Source organism: Mesorhizobium sp. M0715, assembly GCF_040320355.1.
Taxonomy (GTDB): Bacteria; Pseudomonadota; Alphaproteobacteria; order Rhizobiales; family Rhizobiaceae; genus Mesorhizobium.
The window spans coordinates 85,963-102,879 of record NZ_JAMYPL010000012.1; the positions used below are offsets into that span (position 1 = coordinate 85,963).

Sequence of the window (16,917 nt, forward strand, 5' to 3'; positions counted from 1 at the left end):
CCAGTGAAGGCGCACAACTCAGAGATCGGTGTTTGCGAGATCGAATCTAGACGCTTCCGGAGCGGCAATTTGGCTTAGTCAAGCAGATGGTCGAGGCCACTCCTTCGATGAGCAACTTTCTCGAGGTAGGCTGACTGTTCGGTCGTGAGGCACGGCTTAACAAGCGCCATTTCCCAGTCCTTCAGGGACAAAAGTTGCGCTTTTTCCCGGCCTCGGCGGATCGTGAGCTTGAAGTCTTGAGGGCTGTGCACGACGCCTTTCTTTCTTAACCTCCAGAGAACGGTCGCCAGTTGTTTGGGGGTGAATGCACCCCGCGTCTGCAAATAGTCTATAAAGGAATGAACATCGAAATTGGGTTCAACGTTCGCCAGCGCCACAAGCGCGCTTACTAATCGCCTGCGGCGCGCGTCCTCGACAAGTTGTCGCCGATCTCGACCGACCTTCTTACGAGTGGCGAGCGCGTCTAAGGTGCGCCCTTCTTCGTCGGTCGCAGCTATACCAAAGCGATGAATGCATTCAGATCCGATCAGCAGCCTTGCGGCCGTATGCAAATTGCGGATTTCGAATTGGTAGCGGATGTCGGGATGATCACAGAGTTCACAGTTAGCGGAGGGCGCTTCGAGGTCATGGTAGTCACCAGTGTAGCGCCACTCGCGAAGAGCTTGCGAAAGGCTGCCCTTGTCCCAACTGAGCGGGAGCAGGTTATTCGCAGCCCTCGTTTCCCAACTCATTGGGCTAGGCCAGAGGTCGGTTTGAATTGGTTATGAAGAGCTGTTGGTCGATAGGCCCGAGATAGACCTTATTCAGTAGGAAACTGAATAGAGCCTTTGCGCCTTTTCGATCGGCTGGTATCTCGATACGGCCTGCATTTACGGCGATTGGAAATCCTATAGCCACTGCCTGCGCCCGAATATTTGCGACCGAGTGATTTCCAAGAACGTTGGTCTTCGTGATTGCAAGAACGTGCTTTCGGATACCTTCATCAGCTCCGGCTACGAACGCCGCAGCATCCCCGATGGCGAGGCTAGCGTGGCCGCAAAATGCAGCTAGCTCAGGATCGGTTGCGTCTCGGAAGACAGGGGACATATCGAGGACGCGCCGTAACATGGAGTAACTCTTGAACCGGACCAGTCCTATCGCGTCGACGGTTGCTACCAATTTGTTATCCAGTGAGAATGCCGGTTCGACGAGCCGTCGAAAAACATCGCCCTCATATAAAAACGCGAAACGATTAGATAGCACCTGTTGCGGGCCAAAGTTCTGGATCAAGAGGCGCCGATTTGGGCCATTGCCGAGGACGGCGAATAGGCCCTTGACGGATTGATCTTGAAAATTGGCGACATCGAGTACGGGAAGTGCGACCGCGTTCTGGTCCGCTGCAGCTAGCAGCGCTTGTGCCTCTGGCAGGCTTTGGATGAAGAGCACATCCTCGCTGTCTGGAATCCAATCGCCCGTGAATGCAATTTCGTTGGCGATGCCGGCCATGAATTGAGCTTCTTGGTTTTCGAACACCCCGTTTAGTTGGGCCTGCAGCGGATTGGCCAATTGAATGTGTCTGACTTCGGCTATCTCGGCCGGACGGCATACGGCGTAGAGTTGAGTCATTTATTTTCCCCCCAGATCGAGCAGAATGTATTCTGTGAGCTGGCCTACCTGCAATTCCGTGGCGGCAGTGCGAAGATGTTTCTTCGTTATCAGCACGAAAGTCACCCCTTCAGCAGATTGGACTTTGTAGAAGTGCCACCCAAGCAAGCCAAGCAAGGGGTTGAAATGGTAGTTGTACCCAGTGGCGGTTATCACGCCAAAGATTACAACAGTTGGCACCCAGAATTTCCAATCTAGTGTGTTGAATTGCGACGTGAATAGCGGCATTACATAGAGGAGGAGAAACGCGGTGTTCTCATGGTCCGCAGCCTCGATTGACGCTGCTTTGAATTTAGACGCGGGCAGTGAGCGTTTAGCGCTCCAGAGAATCCCGACGCATAGGACACAAAGGATTAGGCAGCCTGTCAGGATGAATTTTGCCGTCTGGGGCGCACATTCAACCCACGCAACCCAAGCATAGGTCAATCCGACCGGGGCGAGGGCCGTGCTTGTGAAGACTAGTCTGGCAAAAACATTGAACATTTGGCTCTTCTATCACGTTGCAGCATTCGGCGGCGATACGACTACAGAAGTCCACAGCGTTTTTAGGCGAAGAGATCGCTTCGTCCTGATAAGGCCCTCTATCGGGCCCGCCCTGTTCCGATCTTAGGTCCCATGGCAGCTTTTATCGGCATCTGCTCTCGAAGCTGCCATTCAGGTTACGGCCCCTGAGCGGTAGTGTCGTGCGACGTTCTCTCTCGGCCAATCAAGGCCGAGGAGAACTCACATGGGCCATTCTCAATTCGATGATGCCAGTCGCGAGCGCGCAGCTTGGAATGCCGGAAAGAGGTCGTCACCAAGCGTCCCTCAACCAGAAGCAGATCTGGGCAATTCGCTTTTTCCTCGATCGCAAGAGACGCGTTCGGGACCGTGCGCTATTCGATCTAGCAATCGACAGCAAGCTTCGCGGTTGTGACCTGGTCAAGATCAGGATTCGCGATGTGGTCGCCCGACCGGAGATAGGGACTCGCGCCGACACGTGGAATACCGGGTAGCTTCGACAATTGTGGGGTGGGAAGCGGACGGACAGCTCTTGAGCTGGGCATGCGACGTTTCAGCCGTTTAAGCACATCGAGGAGAACCGTAAAATTCAACGAATTGCTGGCATTCCAAATGCACGACCTTGACTGCTCTTATGCGGAGGCCTGAGGACATTCCACATTTGTACCGCAATTCGAGGAAGATTAATTTCATATCTGTGGCGAACCGACCGTGGGCCGCTTATGGTCATCACGAACAAAAGGAATTTCAAATGACCAAGAGCATTGCGATTTTCAATAACAAAGGCGGTGTCGGAAAAACGACCTACATGTATCATGTTGGGCATCTTCTCGCGGCGCGCGGGCTCACCGTCCTGATGGTCGATTGCGACAGTCAATGTAACCTGAGTGCATATTGCTTGAGCGACACTGCTATTCGACAATCGTGGGGCACGGAGGGAAACAGTATCTACCGAGCCATTGAGCGTGTCGCACGAGGCATCGGCGACATTCGCCAGAGACAGCCTAGTCCGGTTCCACACGCTCAGGGCAAGCTGTATCTCGTGCCGGGGGATCTTCGACTCAGCGATTTTGAAGACACATTGGGCGACACCTGGAGTGCTGCACGAGGTGGCAACGAGCCTGCGGTGCGAGCTCAATCTGCAATCCATCGCTACATTCAATGGGCTAGCGAGAAAGTCCGCGCAGACTTGGTGCTGTTGGATCTCGGTCCCAACCTGGGCGCGCTGAACCGAGCTGTTCTAGCCTCGGCGGATTACTTCATCACGCCTCTGGCTCCCGACCTGTTTTCCATTCAAGGAACGGAAAACCTCGGCAACAAGCTCGTCGGATGGCGGAAAGAGTGGGATCAAACTAATACCGCATGGAAGGACCCCACTCTCTCTATCCCCAAGGGGAGACCGAGCTACCTTGGCTACGTCGTTCAACAGCATAACGTACGTTCAAATGCTGTTGGGATGACGGAAGGTTGGCAAATTTACGGGAACGAACTCGAGCCTGCGATTCGCGCAAACATTATCGAAAAGCTTACTCCTCTGAAGCAAGTACAGGTTTGGCACGATGATGATTATAAACTGGGTTTGATCCCAAATCTTCACAGCCTTGTTCCATATTCTATGGACGCCAAGAAGCCGATCTTCTACTGTAATTCTAGCGATGGCGTTCGCGGTGCTCATCTTGCGAAGGCTAGGGATTCGGCCGATCATTTTGCAGAGATAGTTGACACCCTCAACTCAGTTTCCGCTTGGCCTTAGAGATTGCTTGATTGACCCCATACTTCTGCATTGAATTGGGGGATGGGTATTGCTTTGGGCCGCTGCAAGAGTCGAAATATACTCCCAACAGCCGATACGATTCTCGGCCGAGATCGGTCTCGAAGTGCTCCTAACTCAGTCCACTATTGGAATCGAACGAACGGCAAGTTTCGGGCGACGACATGATCAAACCGAAGGGCTGACTTGGGGTCGGGTGCCGAACGGCGGCTTTCTGAGTTTCTCGGCCAGAACCGGACAGTCGGCAGACGGCCCCATACAAGTCATTCGCTCGTGCCTTCGCGATGACATTTCTTGGCGCCCCCAATCTTCCAAGCCTGCAACGTTCACTGCATCGCACGGGCGCGTATATTGGGTATCTTCAATATTCTGAAACGTCACGCCATCCTGCTTCCGTTTAACAAAACTCGGAGGCTGCGCCCATGACACCGACGAAGCTCCTTGTCGGTCAGATAGTCATTGTGTTCGCCATCGTCATTCTCGGCGTATGGACAGCGACTCAATGGTGCGCCCAAACTTTAGATTATCAGCCGCAACTCGGACCCCCATGGTTTGTCGCAGCCGGATGGCCGATCTACAAGCCGTGGCAACTGTTCGAGTGGTGGTTCCATTTCGACGCATACGCGCCCGAGGTCTTCGACACGGCCGGGATGCTTGCGGCCACCACAGGCTTCATGGGCTGCGCGGCCGCCATCGCTGGCTCCCTCTGGCGTGCGCGGCAGCGCGGCCTAGTCACCACTTATGGCTCGTCGCGATGGGCCGTGTCTTGGGAGATCGAGAAGGCAGGGCTGTTTCGGCCAGCCGGTGTTTTCCTTGGCAAGCTAAAGGACCACTATCTTCGCCATGACGGGCCGGAGCACGTAATGGCCTTTGCTCCCACGCGCTCGGGCAAGGGTGTTGGACTGGTTGTTCCGACGCTTCTTTCCTGGACCGGCTCGGCCGTCATTCACGACATCAAAGGCGAAAACTGGCAGCTGACCGCCGGCTGGCGGTCGAAGTTCTCGTACTGTTTTTTGTTCAATCCGACCGATCCGAGGTCAGCACGCTATAATCCGCTACTTGAGGTGCGCAAAGAAGTGAACGAGGTCCGCGATGTCCAGAACATCGCTGATGTCTTGGTGGATCCGGAAGGTGCGCTCGAGCGGCGCAATCATTGGGAGAAGACCAGTCACTCACTCTTGGTCGGCGCCATCTTGCACGTGCTCTATGCCGAAGAGGAAAAGACGCTCGCCCGCGTCGCCACCTTCCTGTCGGATCCGCAACGCTCCTTTGTCGCGACGCTGCAGCGGATGATGACGACCAATCACCTCGGCACGGCGGACAAGCCCCAGGTCCATCCGGTCGTGGCCTCCGCAGCGCGCGAGGTGCTGAACAAGTCGGAAAATGAGCGTTCTGGCGTGCTCTCGACCGCGATGTCGTTTCTCGGGCTCTATCGTGATCCGACAGTGGCCGCGGCAACATCGACCTGCGACTGGCGCATTGCGGACCTGATGGATGCCGAGCGGCCGATGTCGCTCTATCTGGTCGTGCCGCCGTCGGACATCTCGCGCACCAAGCCGCTGGTGAGACTGGTGCTCAATCAAATCGGCCGCAGGCTGACTGAGCGCCTGGAGGGTGACCCGAAGAAGAGCCGCAGGCATCAACTCCTCATGATGCTCGACGAATTCCCGGCGCTCGGACGCCTCGATTTCTTCGAGACCGCGCTTGCCTTCATGGCAGGCTACGGCATCCGCGCCTATGTGATCGCTCAATCCTTGAACCAGATCTCCAAGGCCTATGGCGAGAACAACGCCATTCTCGACAATTGCCATGTGCGCATTTCCTTTTCTTCCAATGACGAGCGCACGGCCAAACGCATCTCGGACGCGCTCGGTACAGCGACGGAACTCAGATCCATGCGCAACTATGCCGGCCATCGGCTGGCACCCTGGCTTTCGCACGTCATGGTGAGCCGCCAGGAAACTGCGCGACCGCTGTTGACACCAGGCGAGGTGATGCAATTGCCGCCTTCGGACGAGCTGGTGCTGATATCAGGATTGCCGCCGATCCGTGCGAACAAGCTCCGCTACTACGAGGACCAGAATTTCACCGAACGGGTGCTGCCGGCGCCGGTGTTGCGCGACGGTCTGTACGCGGACTGTCCTGCGTCGCGCCCCGACGATTGGAGCGGACTAGTCCGCAGTGTTGACCGCCGTCTCGCTGCAGATGACGAAAACGCCGGCGCGGCAATCGAAGAAGACGGCGGCGTGCAACAGCAGCGTCATCCCGGCCTGCCTGAAGACCACGTCGTCGTCTCTCAGGAGCCTGATCAAGACGACCTCTTCAATCTGGCGGACGATGACGCCGAGGCACTCGCAGACAAGCGCGTCATGGACCGGGTTTCCACCGCAGCCAGCGCCTACGGTATCAACGAGGGAAGGGGCGACGACAAGGACATCATCCCCGGCTTCTAAGCGCTTTCGCAGCTCAGGCGTATCTCAGCGTAGATAACGCCCATAAGCGATTTTTCAGATATCGGCGATGTTCGTTCCCGCCGCCGGCGCTTCAGCGCCGGCCAGTCGGAACGAGCCCCATGAAGCCCCATCGCATTCGCCACCAGTTTCTGCTCGAACCCGCGTTAAGCGAGAAGCTGGAAACGCTCAGCCGCAACCCGTCGACCACAAAATCGGCGATCGTTGCGAAAGCGGTCGAGGCCTTCATCGAGCGGCGTGGCGAGAACGAACTTGACAATCGTTATGGCAGGCGTCTCGACCGTCTTTCCCGCGACCTCGACCATATCCGAACCGATGTCGAGGTGATCCTGGAGAGCCTCGCACTCTTCATACGCTTTTCGATTACGCTTCATTCCCACACGCCGGTCCCGGATCGGGCGACACAGGCGATTGCCCAAGAGCGCTTTGACAAATTCGTCGAGCAGGTCGGTCGCCAGATCGCCTCCGGGAAGCGCTCGCTTGGCAACGGCAATGGCAATGGAGGCGAAGGATGAGCTCTCATCCCGCAGCCGACCACCGCCGCCGCGCCATGCTGCGCACAGCCATGGGCCACGCGATCACCGAGGCCCTTGCCGATCCGACCGTCATCGAGGTGATGGTCAACCCCGACGGCGCGCTGCGGCTCGACCGGTTGGGAGAAGGCCGGGTCGATACCGGCGTGTATATGCATCCTTCCGAGGCCGAACGCATCGTCCGCCTCGTTGCCTCTCACGTGCGCGCCGAGGCGCATGCGGACAACCCAATCGTCAGTGCCGAACTACCCTCAGGCGAGCGTTTCGAGGGCCTGTTGCCGCCAATCGTCTTGGCGCCATGCTTTGCCATCCGCAAGCCGGCAGCAAAACTCTACACGCTGGCCAACTATGTCGCCGATCGCATCATGCTCCCGCTGCAGGCTGATGCCCTGAGGAAGGCGGTACGCGAGCGGCGCAACATCCTGGTCGCCGGCGGCACATCATCGGGCAAAACGACCCTTGCCAATGCTCTTCTGGCAGAAGTCGCCGAATGCGATGAGCGGGTGATCCTCATTGAGGACACCCGCGAGCTGCAATGCGCGGCCAAGGACTGTGTTGCGCTGAGGACGAGGCGGGGCTCCGTCACACTTGCCGATCTCGTACGCTCGACCCTACGGCTGAGGCCCGACCGCATCATCGTCGGCGAAGTCAGAGGCGCGGAAGCGCTCGACATGCTGAAGGCGTGGAACACCGGTCACCCCGGCGGCATCACCACGGTCCACGCCAGTTCGGCGCGCTCGGCCCTCTACCGGATCGAGCAGCTCGCCCAGGAAGCGGTCGTCACAGTTCCCCGCCGGCTGATCGCCGATGCTGTCCACCTGATTGTCTTCATCGCCGGACGCGGATCGTCGCGCCGCATAGACGCGATTGCCGAGGTCACAGGCCTCGACGGCAGTGGCGACTACGCCGTTGGCCAGCTCACTCTTCCGCAACTCCAGCAGCTTTGAAAGGTCATCTCATGCGCAAGAAAATTTGCTTTCTTTCGTCCGCCGCCGTCGCGCTTCTTCTCACGGCCCAGGCTCACGCTGCCGGCTCCGGCATGCCCTGGGAACAGCCGCTTCAGCAGATTCTGGAATCGGTGCAGGGGCCGGTGGCCAAGATCGTTGCCGTGATCATCATTATAACCACTGGCCTTACCCTTGCGTTCGGCGACACGGCCGGCGGTTTCCGCCGGCTGATCCAGATCGTCTTTGGCCTGTCGATCGCCTTCGCGGCCTCGAGCTTCTTTCTTTCCTTCTTCTCCTTCGGCGGCGGAGCGCTGGTCGGATGATAACCGGAGAGCAGCATATCGACGGTTTCGAGGTTCCCGTTCATCGGGCGCTGACTGAGCCGATCCTGCTCGGTGGCGCGCCGCGGGCGGTGGCGATCCTTAACGGCACCGCGGCCGCCGCAATCGGCCTTGGCCTGCAGCAGTGGATTGGCGGTCTGGTGATCTGGATCGCCGGCCACACGCTCGCGGTCTTTGCCGCACGGCGCGACCCGGACTTTGCCAGCGTACTTGTCCGTCATCTTCGTCAGAAGGGCTGGCTTGCATGCTGAAGCTTTCCGAATACCGCGGCAAAGCCGACCGGCTTGCCGACCATCTTCCCTGGGCAGCACTCGTCGCGCCCGGCATCGTGCTCAACAAGGATGGCAGCTTCCAACGGACATTGCGGTTTCGTGGCCCCGACCTTGAAAGCGCGACGGATGCCGAACTTATCGGCATATGCGCGCGGGCAAACAATGCGCTGAGAAGGCTCGGCTCTGGCTGGGCGCTGTTCTTCGAGGCCGAGCGCATCGAAGCGCTGGGCTATCCGAGCTCGGCCCTTCCCGATGCTGCCTCATGGCTGATCGATGAGGAACGGCGCGCGGCCTTCGAGGGCAAGGTCGCGCATTTCGAGAGCATCTATCATCTGACCTTGGTCTTCATGCCTGGGCCCGATGGCCAAGCGCGCGCGGAAAGTGCTCTCGTCGACTCGCATCACTTGGGAGGGGAAAGAGACTGGCGCCAGGAGCTTGCCCGGTTCCGAGACGAGACTGACCGCGTTCTCGATCTTCTTTCGGACTTCGTGCCCGAGGTGCGCGCGCTCGACGATGCCGAGACCCTGACGTACCTGCACGGCACGATCTCGACCCGCCGTCATCCCGTTGCCGTGCCTGAAACGCCAATGTATCTCGACGGCGTCCTGGTTGACGCGCCGCTGACCGGCGGCCTAGAGCCGATGCTGGGCGAACAGCATCTGCGCACGCTGACAGTTCTCGGCTTTCCGAACGTCACCCGGCCAGGAATCCTTGATGCGCTCAATAACCAGGATTTCGCCTATCGCTGGGTGACGCGCTTCATTCCACTCGATAAGGCGGAAGCCACGAAGACGCTGACTCGGCTCCGCCGGCAGTGGTTTGCCAAGCGCAAATCGATCGCGGCTATTCTGCGCGAGGTGGTGACCAACGAACCGGTGCCTCTCGTCGACAGCGACGCCGACAACAAGGCGCTCGATGCCGATGCAGCACTGCAGGCATTGGGCGGCGATCATGTCGGCTTCGGCTATCTCACCACAACGGTGACGGTGTGGGATCAGAACCGTAAAGCCGCCGCGGAAAAGCTTCGCGCCGTCGAGCGGATCGTCAACGGGCTCGGCTTCACCACCATTCGCGAAAGCATCAATACCGTCGAAGCGTGGCTTGGTTCATTGCCGGGTCATGTCTACGCCAACGTTCGCCAGCCGCTCGTTCACACGCTTAACCTTGCCCATCTCATGCCGCTGTCGTCCGTGTGGGCAGGTCCAGCGGAGAACGAGCATCTTGCCGAGGTCACCGGCGATTACGCTCCGCCGCTTCTTTTCGCCGAAACCAGCGGCTCGACGCCGTTTCGGCTTTCGACCCATATCGGCGATGTCGGCCACATGCTGATTGTCGGGCCGACCGGTGCCGGCAAGTCGGTTCTGCTTGCCCTGATCGCTTTGCAGTTCCGGCGCTACGCTGGCGCGCAAATCTATGTCTTCGACAAAGGCAATTCGGCCCGCGCCGCCGCGCTTGCCATGGGCGGCGACCACCATGCGTTGGGTGCGAATGGTGCGCTTGCTTTCCAGCCGCTGCGCCACATCGACGACCCGGCCACACAGAGCTGGGCGGCCGAATGGATCGCCGGCCTCATTGCCCACGAGAATGTCACCGTCACCCCGGAGGTGAAGGAGGCAATCTGGTCGGCGCTCACCAGCCTCGCCACCGCGCCGGCGCAGGAACGCACGCTGACTGGCCTGTCGGTCCTGCTTCAGTCCAATGCGCTCAAATCGGCGTTGATGCCCTACACGCTCGACGGTCCATTCGGCCGGCTGCTCGATGCCGATGACGACCGGCTGGCCATCTCGGATGTGCAGTGTTTCGAGACCCAGGAGCTGATGCACAGCCAAGGCGCTGTGCTGCCTGTGCTCACCTATCTGTTCCATCGTCTTGAGGACCGGTTTGACCGGCGGCCGACGCTGCTCATGCTCGACGAGGCCTGGGTCTATCTCGACAACCCGCTCTTTGCCGCCCGCATCCGCGAATGGCTTAAGGTACTGCGTAAGAAAAACGTCTCCGTCATCTTCGCGACGCAGTCGCTTGCCGACATCGTCGGCTCTTCTATCGCACCGGCAATCATCGAGAGTTGCCCGCAGCGCATTTTTCTCCCCAATGATCGTGCGGTGGAGCCGCAGGCACGGGCAGCCTATGAGCGCTTCGGTCTTAATGAGCGACAGATCGAATTGGTCGCCCGCGCCACGCCGAAGCGCCACTACTATCTGCAGTCGCGCCGCGGCAATCGCCTCTTCGAGCTCGGGCTAGGCCCGATCGCTCTTGCGCTTTGCGGCGCCTCCGACCCGGCCGCGCAGACCCTGATCGACAATATTCTTTCCGAAGAAGGGCAGGGCAGCTTTGCCGCCCGTTTCTTCAGTGCGCGCGGCCTGGATTGGGCTGCCGAGCTTCTCCAGCAATTTCCTCAACCTAACAAGGAGCAATCGTCATGATCGGACGCCGCCTTTTTACTAGCCTGGTCACCGTTTCCCTGATCGCCAAACCGATGGCTGACTACGTCCAGCCGGCCTATGCGCTCATCGTGTTTGACCCGTCCAACTATACGCAGAATGTGCTGTCGGCAGCACGCGCATTGGAGCAGATCAACAACCAAATCCAGTCGCTTCAGAACCAGGCGACCATGCTGCAGAACATGGCGCGCAACCTTCAGCGCCTGGATTTCTCTTCCGTGGGCCAGCTTACCGGCTCGCTCCAACAGATTGACGGTCTGATGACCCAGGCGAGCGGCCTGAGCTTCGATCTCGACAAGCTGCAGGACCAGTGGCGCCAGCAATATCCGGAAAGCTACGACGCCACCATCAAGGTCAGCGATGTGGCGAGCGCCGCGCGCGAGCGCTGGCAGAGCGCCATGCAGGCGTTCCGCCAGACCATGAGCGCGCAGTCGCAGATCGTCGAGAACGTGCAGGCCGATGGCGACCTGCTTACCGATCTCGTCAATCGCAGTCAGGGCGCGGCAGGTGCCCTCGAGGCAAGCCAGGCTACGAATCAGCTGATCGCGCTTTCGACCAAGCAGCAGATGCAGATCCAGACGCTGCTTGCGACCCAGTTCCGGGCCGAGGCCGAGGATGCGGCGCGCAAGGCGCAGTCTGAGGAAGCCGCTCGCGAGACGACGAAGCGTTTCCTGGGCACCGGCACGGCTTATCCCGGCAACTGAGCGGCAGTTCTTCAAGACAACGAGGAAGGCGGCGACATGAACGACCTCGGAGTCATCGATCGCTTCATGGAGACCTTTACCCGCTACATTGACAGTGGGTTCGGTCTGCTTTCGGGCGACGTCGCCTTTCTCACCACCATTCTGATCGGCATTGACATCACGCTCGCGGGCTTGGTCTGGGCGTTCGGCGGCGAGCCCAACATACTTGGCCGGCTTGTTCGCAAAGTGCTCTATGTCGGCGCCTTCGCCTTCGTCCTGAACAAATTCAAGAACCTCGCCGACATAATTTACCGCTCCTTTGCCGGTCTCGGCATCAACGCATCGGCCGGCAACCTGTCCGCCGACAGTCTCCTGCGGCCAGGCCGCATTGCCGCGGCCGGCTTCGAGGGCGCCTGGCCGCTCCTCAATCAAGCGAGCCAGCTAGTAGGCTTCCCCGAGATCTTCGGTAACGCGCTCACCATCTTCGTGCTGCTTCTGGCCTGGTTCCTGGTCCTCATCGCATTCTTCATTCTTTCCATCCAGCTCTTCATCACCATCCTCGAGTTCAAGCTCACCACGCTGGCCGGCTTCGTCCTGGTGCCCTTCGCGCTCTGGAACCGCTCGGCGTTTCTGGCCGAGCGCGTGCTCGGCAATGTGATTTCGTCGGGCATCAAGGTGATGGTGCTTGCCGTCATCGTCGGCATCGGCTCCACGCTCTTTGGCGAGTTCGCTTCCGCCCTGCAGGGCCAGGAGCCGGACCTGGCGGCGGCCATGTCTCAGGTACTGGGTGCGCTGGCGCTGCTTGGGCTCGGCATTTTCGGCCCCGGGATTGCCTCGGGTCTTGTTTCCGGCGCGCCGCAGCTTGGCGCCGGCGCGGCACTTGGAACAACGGCGGCCGCAGCTGGATCAACGCTCGTTGCCGGAGGCGCTGCGTTTGCCGGCGCGCGCATGGCAACAGGCGGCGGCCTCGCCGCAGTCCGTGCCGGCGCCGCCATGGGGTCCGCTGCCACCGTCGCTTGGCAAACGGGGCGCGCGACAACGCCCGAGTCCGGGCTGTCCGGGGTAGCTGCTGGGCTGCAGGGGGTTGCGAGTGCCGCCAGCGGCGCCGCGATGCGGGGAATGCGATCCGCAGCAGAACCATTCCGCCGTAGTGCCGACGCCGGTCGCGATGCCGGCTGGATGACCGGCGGCATGCCGACCAGCTCGATGAGCGGAAGCTCTCCAGTTGTAGCTCCCGCGGCCGCGCCTGCCTGGGCAAGGCGTCTGCGTTCCGAACAGACCGCACGCGCCCATCGCAATGCTGCCACGCAGGCGGTGCGCGATGGAGATCGGGGCGGAAGCGGCGCCAATCCCTCCCTCAATGACAAGGAAGACTAGATGCTCTTCAAGCGACCCGTTCAGCGTTATGGAAAGACGCCCGAACCCGTAACACCCTACCAGAAGGCCAGCCAACTCTGGGATGAGCGCATCGGCACGGCGCGCGTCCAGGCCAAGAACTGGCGGTTCATGGCCTTTGGCTGCCTGGCTCTGACGACGGGGCTTTCCGGTGGGCTTCTGTGGCAGTCGATGCAGGGCCGCGTCGTGCCTTATGTCGTCGAGGTCGACCGCTTTGGCGAGGCGCACGCAGTCGCGCCGGCAGACCAAAACTACCAGCCCGACGATGCCCAGATCGCCTGGCATCTCAGCCGCTTCATCCAGAATGTTCGTTCGGTTTCCACCGATGCGGTTCTGGTGCGGCAGAATTGGCTGTCGGCCTACGACTTTGCCACCGACCGAGCGGCGCTCTTCCTCAACGAATATGCCAAGGCGAACGACCCTTTCGGCCAAATCGGCACGCGCAGCGTGTCAGTGCAGGTGACCAGCGTGGTCAGGGCTTCCGACAGCTCGTTCCAGGTCAAATGGACCGAGCAGGTGTTCGAGCGCGGCAGCCTCGCCAGCACGACGCGCTGGATCGGGATCCTCACCATCCTCATCCGCCCGCCTAGGACAACCGAGCAGCTGCGCAAGAACCCGCTCGGCGTCTTCATCAACGCCATCGACTGGTCGCGCGAGCTCGACAGCGCCGCGCCAACCCCCGTTTCCCCTCAGGAGCCCGCCAATGACAAATAGAGCCCCATTGCTTCGTGCTGCCTTGATCCTGTCGGCGTCTGCTGCGGTTCTTTCGGCCTGTGCCTCGAAGCCAGTGCCGCCGCCTCAGATTTCCTATGACCACGAGGACTTCAAACCAGCCGCGATCGAGAAGGCGCCGGAGAAGCCGGTCAAGGTCGTGGAAGTGCCGAAACCGTTACCGTTGCCTGGTCAGTTGATGCCCGCACCCGGCAAGCTCGCCCCAGATAAGCGCTCGCCGGAAGAACAGGTCGCCGATGCCAACAAGGCGGCGACGCAACAACCCACCAAGTTTGGCTATGTCAATGCGGTGCAGGTTTACCCCTTTGCCGACGGCGCGCTCTACCAGCTCTACGCCGCGCCGGAGCGCGTCACCGATATCTCATTGCAGCGGGGCGAGAAGCTGACCTCGGTCTCAGCCGGCGATACGGTCCGTTGGGTAATCGGTGACACCGTTAGTGGCTCAGGCGATGACCAGCGCACTCATGTGCTGGTGAAGCCATTCGCGCCGGGGCTTGCCACCAATCTGGTCATCACGACCGACAGGCGATCCTATCACCTGCAGCTTCAAAGCACTGAGAAAACTGCCATGGCGGCGCTCTCCTGGATTTACAGCGAAGACCAACTCGTGGCGCTTCGGCGGCGCAACGCTCAGGCAGAGGCTGAAATGCCCGCGGCCTCGAACGTAGCACTAGAAAACATCCGCTTCCGCTATTCGATCACCGGCGACACGCCGCCGTGGAGACCGACGCGCGCCTTCGATGATGGCAGCAAGGTCTACATCGAGTTCCCGCGCCGCATCGACCAAGGTGAGGCGCCGCCGCTCTTCATCGTCGGAGCCGACGGCGATAACCAACTCGTGAACTACCGGATGCGCGGCAACTACTACGTCGTCGATCGCCTCTTTGCTGCCGCCGAGCTAAGGCTGGGCACCAAACAGCAGCAGGTGGTGCGCATTACGAGAACCGACGGTCGGCAACCGCCGCGGCGGGTTTCGCTGTTTTCGCGCTCTGGCAGGTAAGGGGAGGCTCATGACCGATACTTCCCACCCGAATGCTCCGCCGAAGCTCAATCCCGAACAGTTGCAGCTGCGAGCCTCACCCCGCCGAGCGGTGCGGTTCAGGCGCGGCATAATTGTCGCCATCGCTGCTGTTGGTTCCGGCGCTGTTTTTGGCGTCACGATGATAGCGCTGCAGGGGCCCGCATTGCGCCTGAAGCAGCAGGCCGAAGAGCTTTACAGCACCGACCGCAAGCCGACCGCCGAGGGACTCGAAGCGCTGCCCAAGGACTATTTCGGGATTAAGCCAAAGGCTCCGGTGCTTGGACCGCCGCTGCCCGGGGATCTCGGCCGTCCTATTCTCGAGCACCAGCGCCAGCTTGGCATCGCGCCCGGGCAAGACGTTTCCGCCGAGGCGCAGCGGCTTGCACAACAAGCGATTGAAGCGCGCGAGTCGCAAGTCCTGTTCCGCATCGAAAACCGACTCCAGCAAACGGAAGCTTTTAGCAATGGGCAGGGCGGACGTTCACCTTTCGAGACGGCGCCTCCGCAGCCAGATACCGAAGGCGCGCGAGCTTCCGTCGCCCCGGCCGAGGGCGACCAGAACAACCAACAGCGCAAGCTCGATTTTATCGATCAACGGAACACCAGCGGGATCTACAATCCGCATGCACTGCAGACGCCGGCCTCGCCGTATCAGATCATGGCCGGCAGCGTGATTGCGGCAAGCCTGATCACCGGCATCAATTCCGATCTGCCCGGCCTCGTCGTCGCGCAGGTTACCGAGAATGTGCGCGACAGCGTCACCGGCAGCACCCTGCTCATCCCGCAGGGCTCACGGCTGATCGGCACCTACGATAGTGTTGTAGCCTTTGGCCAAAGGCGCGCTCTGTTGGTGTGGCAACGCATTGTGATGCCGGATGGCTCATCTACCGAAATCGACAATCTGCCCGTGACCGACGCGGCCGGCTATGCCGGGCTCGAGGACAAGGTGGATTTCCATACTTGGCAGCTGATCAAGGGCGTCGCCGTGGCCACATTGCTGGGGGTTGGTACCGAGTTGACCTTTGGGGAAAACGAAAGCGACTTGGTCAAGGCGATTCGTGAATCCACCCAGCAGAACGTCAGTCAAGCCGGCCAACGGATCACTGAAAAGAACCTGAACGTCCAACCCACGATCACCGTCCGCCCTGGTTGGCCGTTGCGCGTCATCGTGCACAAGGACCTCGTGTTGCGGCCATACATGGGGTGAACAGGAGGATTTCATGGCTAACCTGAAACTCGGAAAACTTCCGGACCGGACATCTTCGAAGATCACCATAAGCGTTAATGCCGAACTGAACCAAGCGCTGAATAACTACGCGGCGCTTTACCGTCAGACCTATGGTGAGTCCGAAACCGTGGCTGACCTGATCCCCTTTATGCTGGTCGGGTTCCTGGAAGGCGACCGGGCGTTTGCCAAGGCCAGAAAGGAAGGTCTGCCGGGCGCTGGCGTGTCGGAGAAACCGCGAAGGCAATCATCTTCCACACCGGACAACGCGTAACGCTTGGTGTCGCACCGCTAGGTTCTTGATGCTGACCGCGTTGCCACCGATCCCAGCAAGCGCTTCGCAAAATTTGATATCAGGCGTTCGCTTTACGCTTTGAGATAGGTCTCTTGGCCGGAGCAGCCTTCCCTCCCCCAAGCCTAACGATTTTGCCAGCGCTGATCGGGCGGCCGAATAGTTCGGGGCGACCATGGGATAGTCCTTCGCCAGTCCCCGCCTTGCCCGGTATTCATCGGGCGTCATCCCGTGCCGGGTTGCCAGATGGCGCTTGAGTGACTTGTATTTCTGCTCCATCTTCAAGACTGATTATGTAGTCTGGGAGGACGGACCTTTTAGGATGACGGCTTCGGAGCCGTTTCTTCAGTTGGCGCCCTGTCCGATCTTAGTCAATGCCGAATTTACACTAGCGATCAAATCGGGCAATCCAGAGACCGGAACCGCGTTCCTCTGGATAGGCCGAAAAGATATCCACAGTAAGTGCGAATAGATTACTGCCGGCTTCTTCAGACGTCATCACGCTCCTAGTCCTCTGATTGCAAATGAAGCGGCCGCCCGAATCTAGTCTCTGCTAGTCTCGGTTGAGCGTGAGATTCAATACCAATTCTTGGCGGAGAATTTGCGATAGAGTTGCGTCAGGAGGTCACGCTGGCAGTTCCAACTCTG

At 59.8% G+C, this 16,917-nt stretch carries 16 protein-coding genes and 1 pseudogene; 13 read left to right on the forward strand and 4 right to left on the reverse strand.

Annotated features, from left to right (window positions below; genetic code table 11):
* Positions 1-74 precede the first annotated feature (74 nt).
* From NKI21_RS16550 to NKI21_RS16560, 3 genes are read right to left on the reverse strand one after another with little or no spacing between them, the layout of a single operon-like run.
* Complete coding sequence (locus NKI21_RS16550) at positions 75-731, reverse strand: hypothetical protein (protein ID WP_352866344.1); 657 nt, start codon at positions 729-731, stop codon at positions 75-77.
* Between the two features lie 4 nt (positions 732-735).
* Complete coding sequence (locus NKI21_RS16555; protein WP_352866347.1) at positions 736-1,605, reverse strand: hypothetical protein; 870 nt, start codon at positions 1,603-1,605, stop codon at positions 736-738.
* Positions 1,606-2,127, reverse strand: coding sequence for a KwaA family protein (locus NKI21_RS16560; protein WP_352866350.1), 522 nt, complete (start codon positions 2,125-2,127; stop codon positions 1,606-1,608).
* Positions 2,128-2,896: 769 nt separating this feature from the next.
* On the opposite strand from NKI21_RS16560, the gene NKI21_RS16565 reads away from it, so the two are divergent.
* From NKI21_RS16565 to NKI21_RS16625, 13 genes are all read left to right on the forward strand, one after another.
* On the forward strand, positions 2,897-3,898 hold the full coding sequence (locus NKI21_RS16565) for a ParA family protein (protein ID WP_352866353.1): 1,002 nt from the start codon (positions 2,897-2,899) through the stop codon (positions 3,896-3,898).
* Positions 3,899-4,338: 440 nt separating this feature from the next.
* Positions 4,339-6,369 (forward strand): conjugal transfer protein TraG, encoded by a 2,031-nt coding sequence (locus NKI21_RS16570; protein WP_352866356.1) that lies wholly within the window; start codon positions 4,339-4,341, stop codon positions 6,367-6,369.
* Positions 6,370-6,488: 119 nt separating this feature from the next.
* A complete protein-coding gene (locus NKI21_RS16575) occupies positions 6,489-6,902 on the forward strand; it encodes a hypothetical protein (protein WP_023711820.1) in 414 nt (137 codons plus the stop codon).
* Positions 6,899-7,867 (forward strand): P-type conjugative transfer ATPase TrbB, encoded by a 969-nt coding sequence (gene trbB / locus NKI21_RS16580; protein WP_352866359.1) that lies wholly within the window; start codon positions 6,899-6,901, stop codon positions 7,865-7,867. Before NKI21_RS16575 ends, trbB begins: the two co-directional genes overlap by 4 nt.
* A gap of 11 nt (positions 7,868-7,878) precedes the next feature.
* A complete protein-coding gene (locus tag NKI21_RS16585) occupies positions 7,879-8,190 on the forward strand; it encodes a TrbC/VirB2 family type IV secretion system protein (protein WP_352866361.1) in 312 nt (103 codons plus the stop codon).
* Positions 8,187-8,459: a VirB3 family type IV secretion system protein gene (locus NKI21_RS16590; protein WP_352673336.1), complete on the forward strand. Its 273-nt coding sequence runs from the start codon at positions 8,187-8,189 to the stop codon at positions 8,457-8,459. The genes NKI21_RS16585 and NKI21_RS16590 overlap by 4 nt, the downstream gene beginning before the upstream one ends.
* The gene (trbE, locus tag NKI21_RS16595; RefSeq protein WP_352866364.1) at positions 8,453-10,903 is read left to right on the forward strand and encodes a conjugal transfer protein TrbE; all 2,451 of its coding nucleotides are present in this window, start codon (positions 8,453-8,455) and stop codon (positions 10,901-10,903) included. Before NKI21_RS16590 ends, trbE begins: the two co-directional genes overlap by 7 nt.
* A complete protein-coding gene (gene trbJ, locus NKI21_RS16600; RefSeq protein ID WP_352866367.1) occupies positions 10,900-11,625 on the forward strand; it encodes a P-type conjugative transfer protein TrbJ in 726 nt (241 codons plus the stop codon). Before trbE ends, trbJ begins: the two co-directional genes overlap by 4 nt.
* A 36-nt stretch (positions 11,626-11,661) precedes the next feature.
* Entirely contained in the window at positions 11,662-12,981 is a 1,320-nt protein-coding gene (gene trbL, locus NKI21_RS16605) for a P-type conjugative transfer protein TrbL (protein ID WP_352866371.1), read from the forward strand.
* Positions 12,982-13,713 (forward strand): conjugal transfer protein TrbF, encoded by a 732-nt coding sequence (gene trbF / locus NKI21_RS16610; protein WP_352866374.1) that lies wholly within the window; start codon positions 12,982-12,984, stop codon positions 13,711-13,713. It begins immediately after the preceding gene.
* Complete coding sequence (trbG, locus tag NKI21_RS16615) at positions 13,703-14,731, forward strand: P-type conjugative transfer protein TrbG (protein ID WP_352866377.1); 1,029 nt, start codon at positions 13,703-13,705, stop codon at positions 14,729-14,731. Before trbF ends, trbG begins: the two co-directional genes overlap by 11 nt.
* Positions 14,732-14,741: 10 nt before the next feature.
* Positions 14,742-15,959 carry a TraB/TrbI/VirB10 family type IV secretion system protein gene (locus NKI21_RS16620; protein ID WP_352866379.1) on the forward strand — a complete coding sequence of 406 codons (1,218 nt, stop codon included), beginning with the start codon at positions 14,742-14,744 and terminating at the stop codon, positions 15,957-15,959.
* 13 nt (positions 15,960-15,972) lie between these two features.
* Positions 15,973-16,251 (forward strand): DUF2274 domain-containing protein, encoded by a 279-nt coding sequence (locus NKI21_RS16625; RefSeq protein WP_352866382.1) that lies wholly within the window; start codon positions 15,973-15,975, stop codon positions 16,249-16,251.
* A 79-nt stretch (positions 16,252-16,330) separates the two neighbouring features.
* Here the strand turns inward: NKI21_RS16625 and NKI21_RS32390 are convergent.
* Positions 16,331-16,768, reverse strand: a pseudogene (locus NKI21_RS32390) (Ros/MucR family transcriptional regulator).
* Positions 16,769-16,917 lie beyond the last annotated feature (149 nt).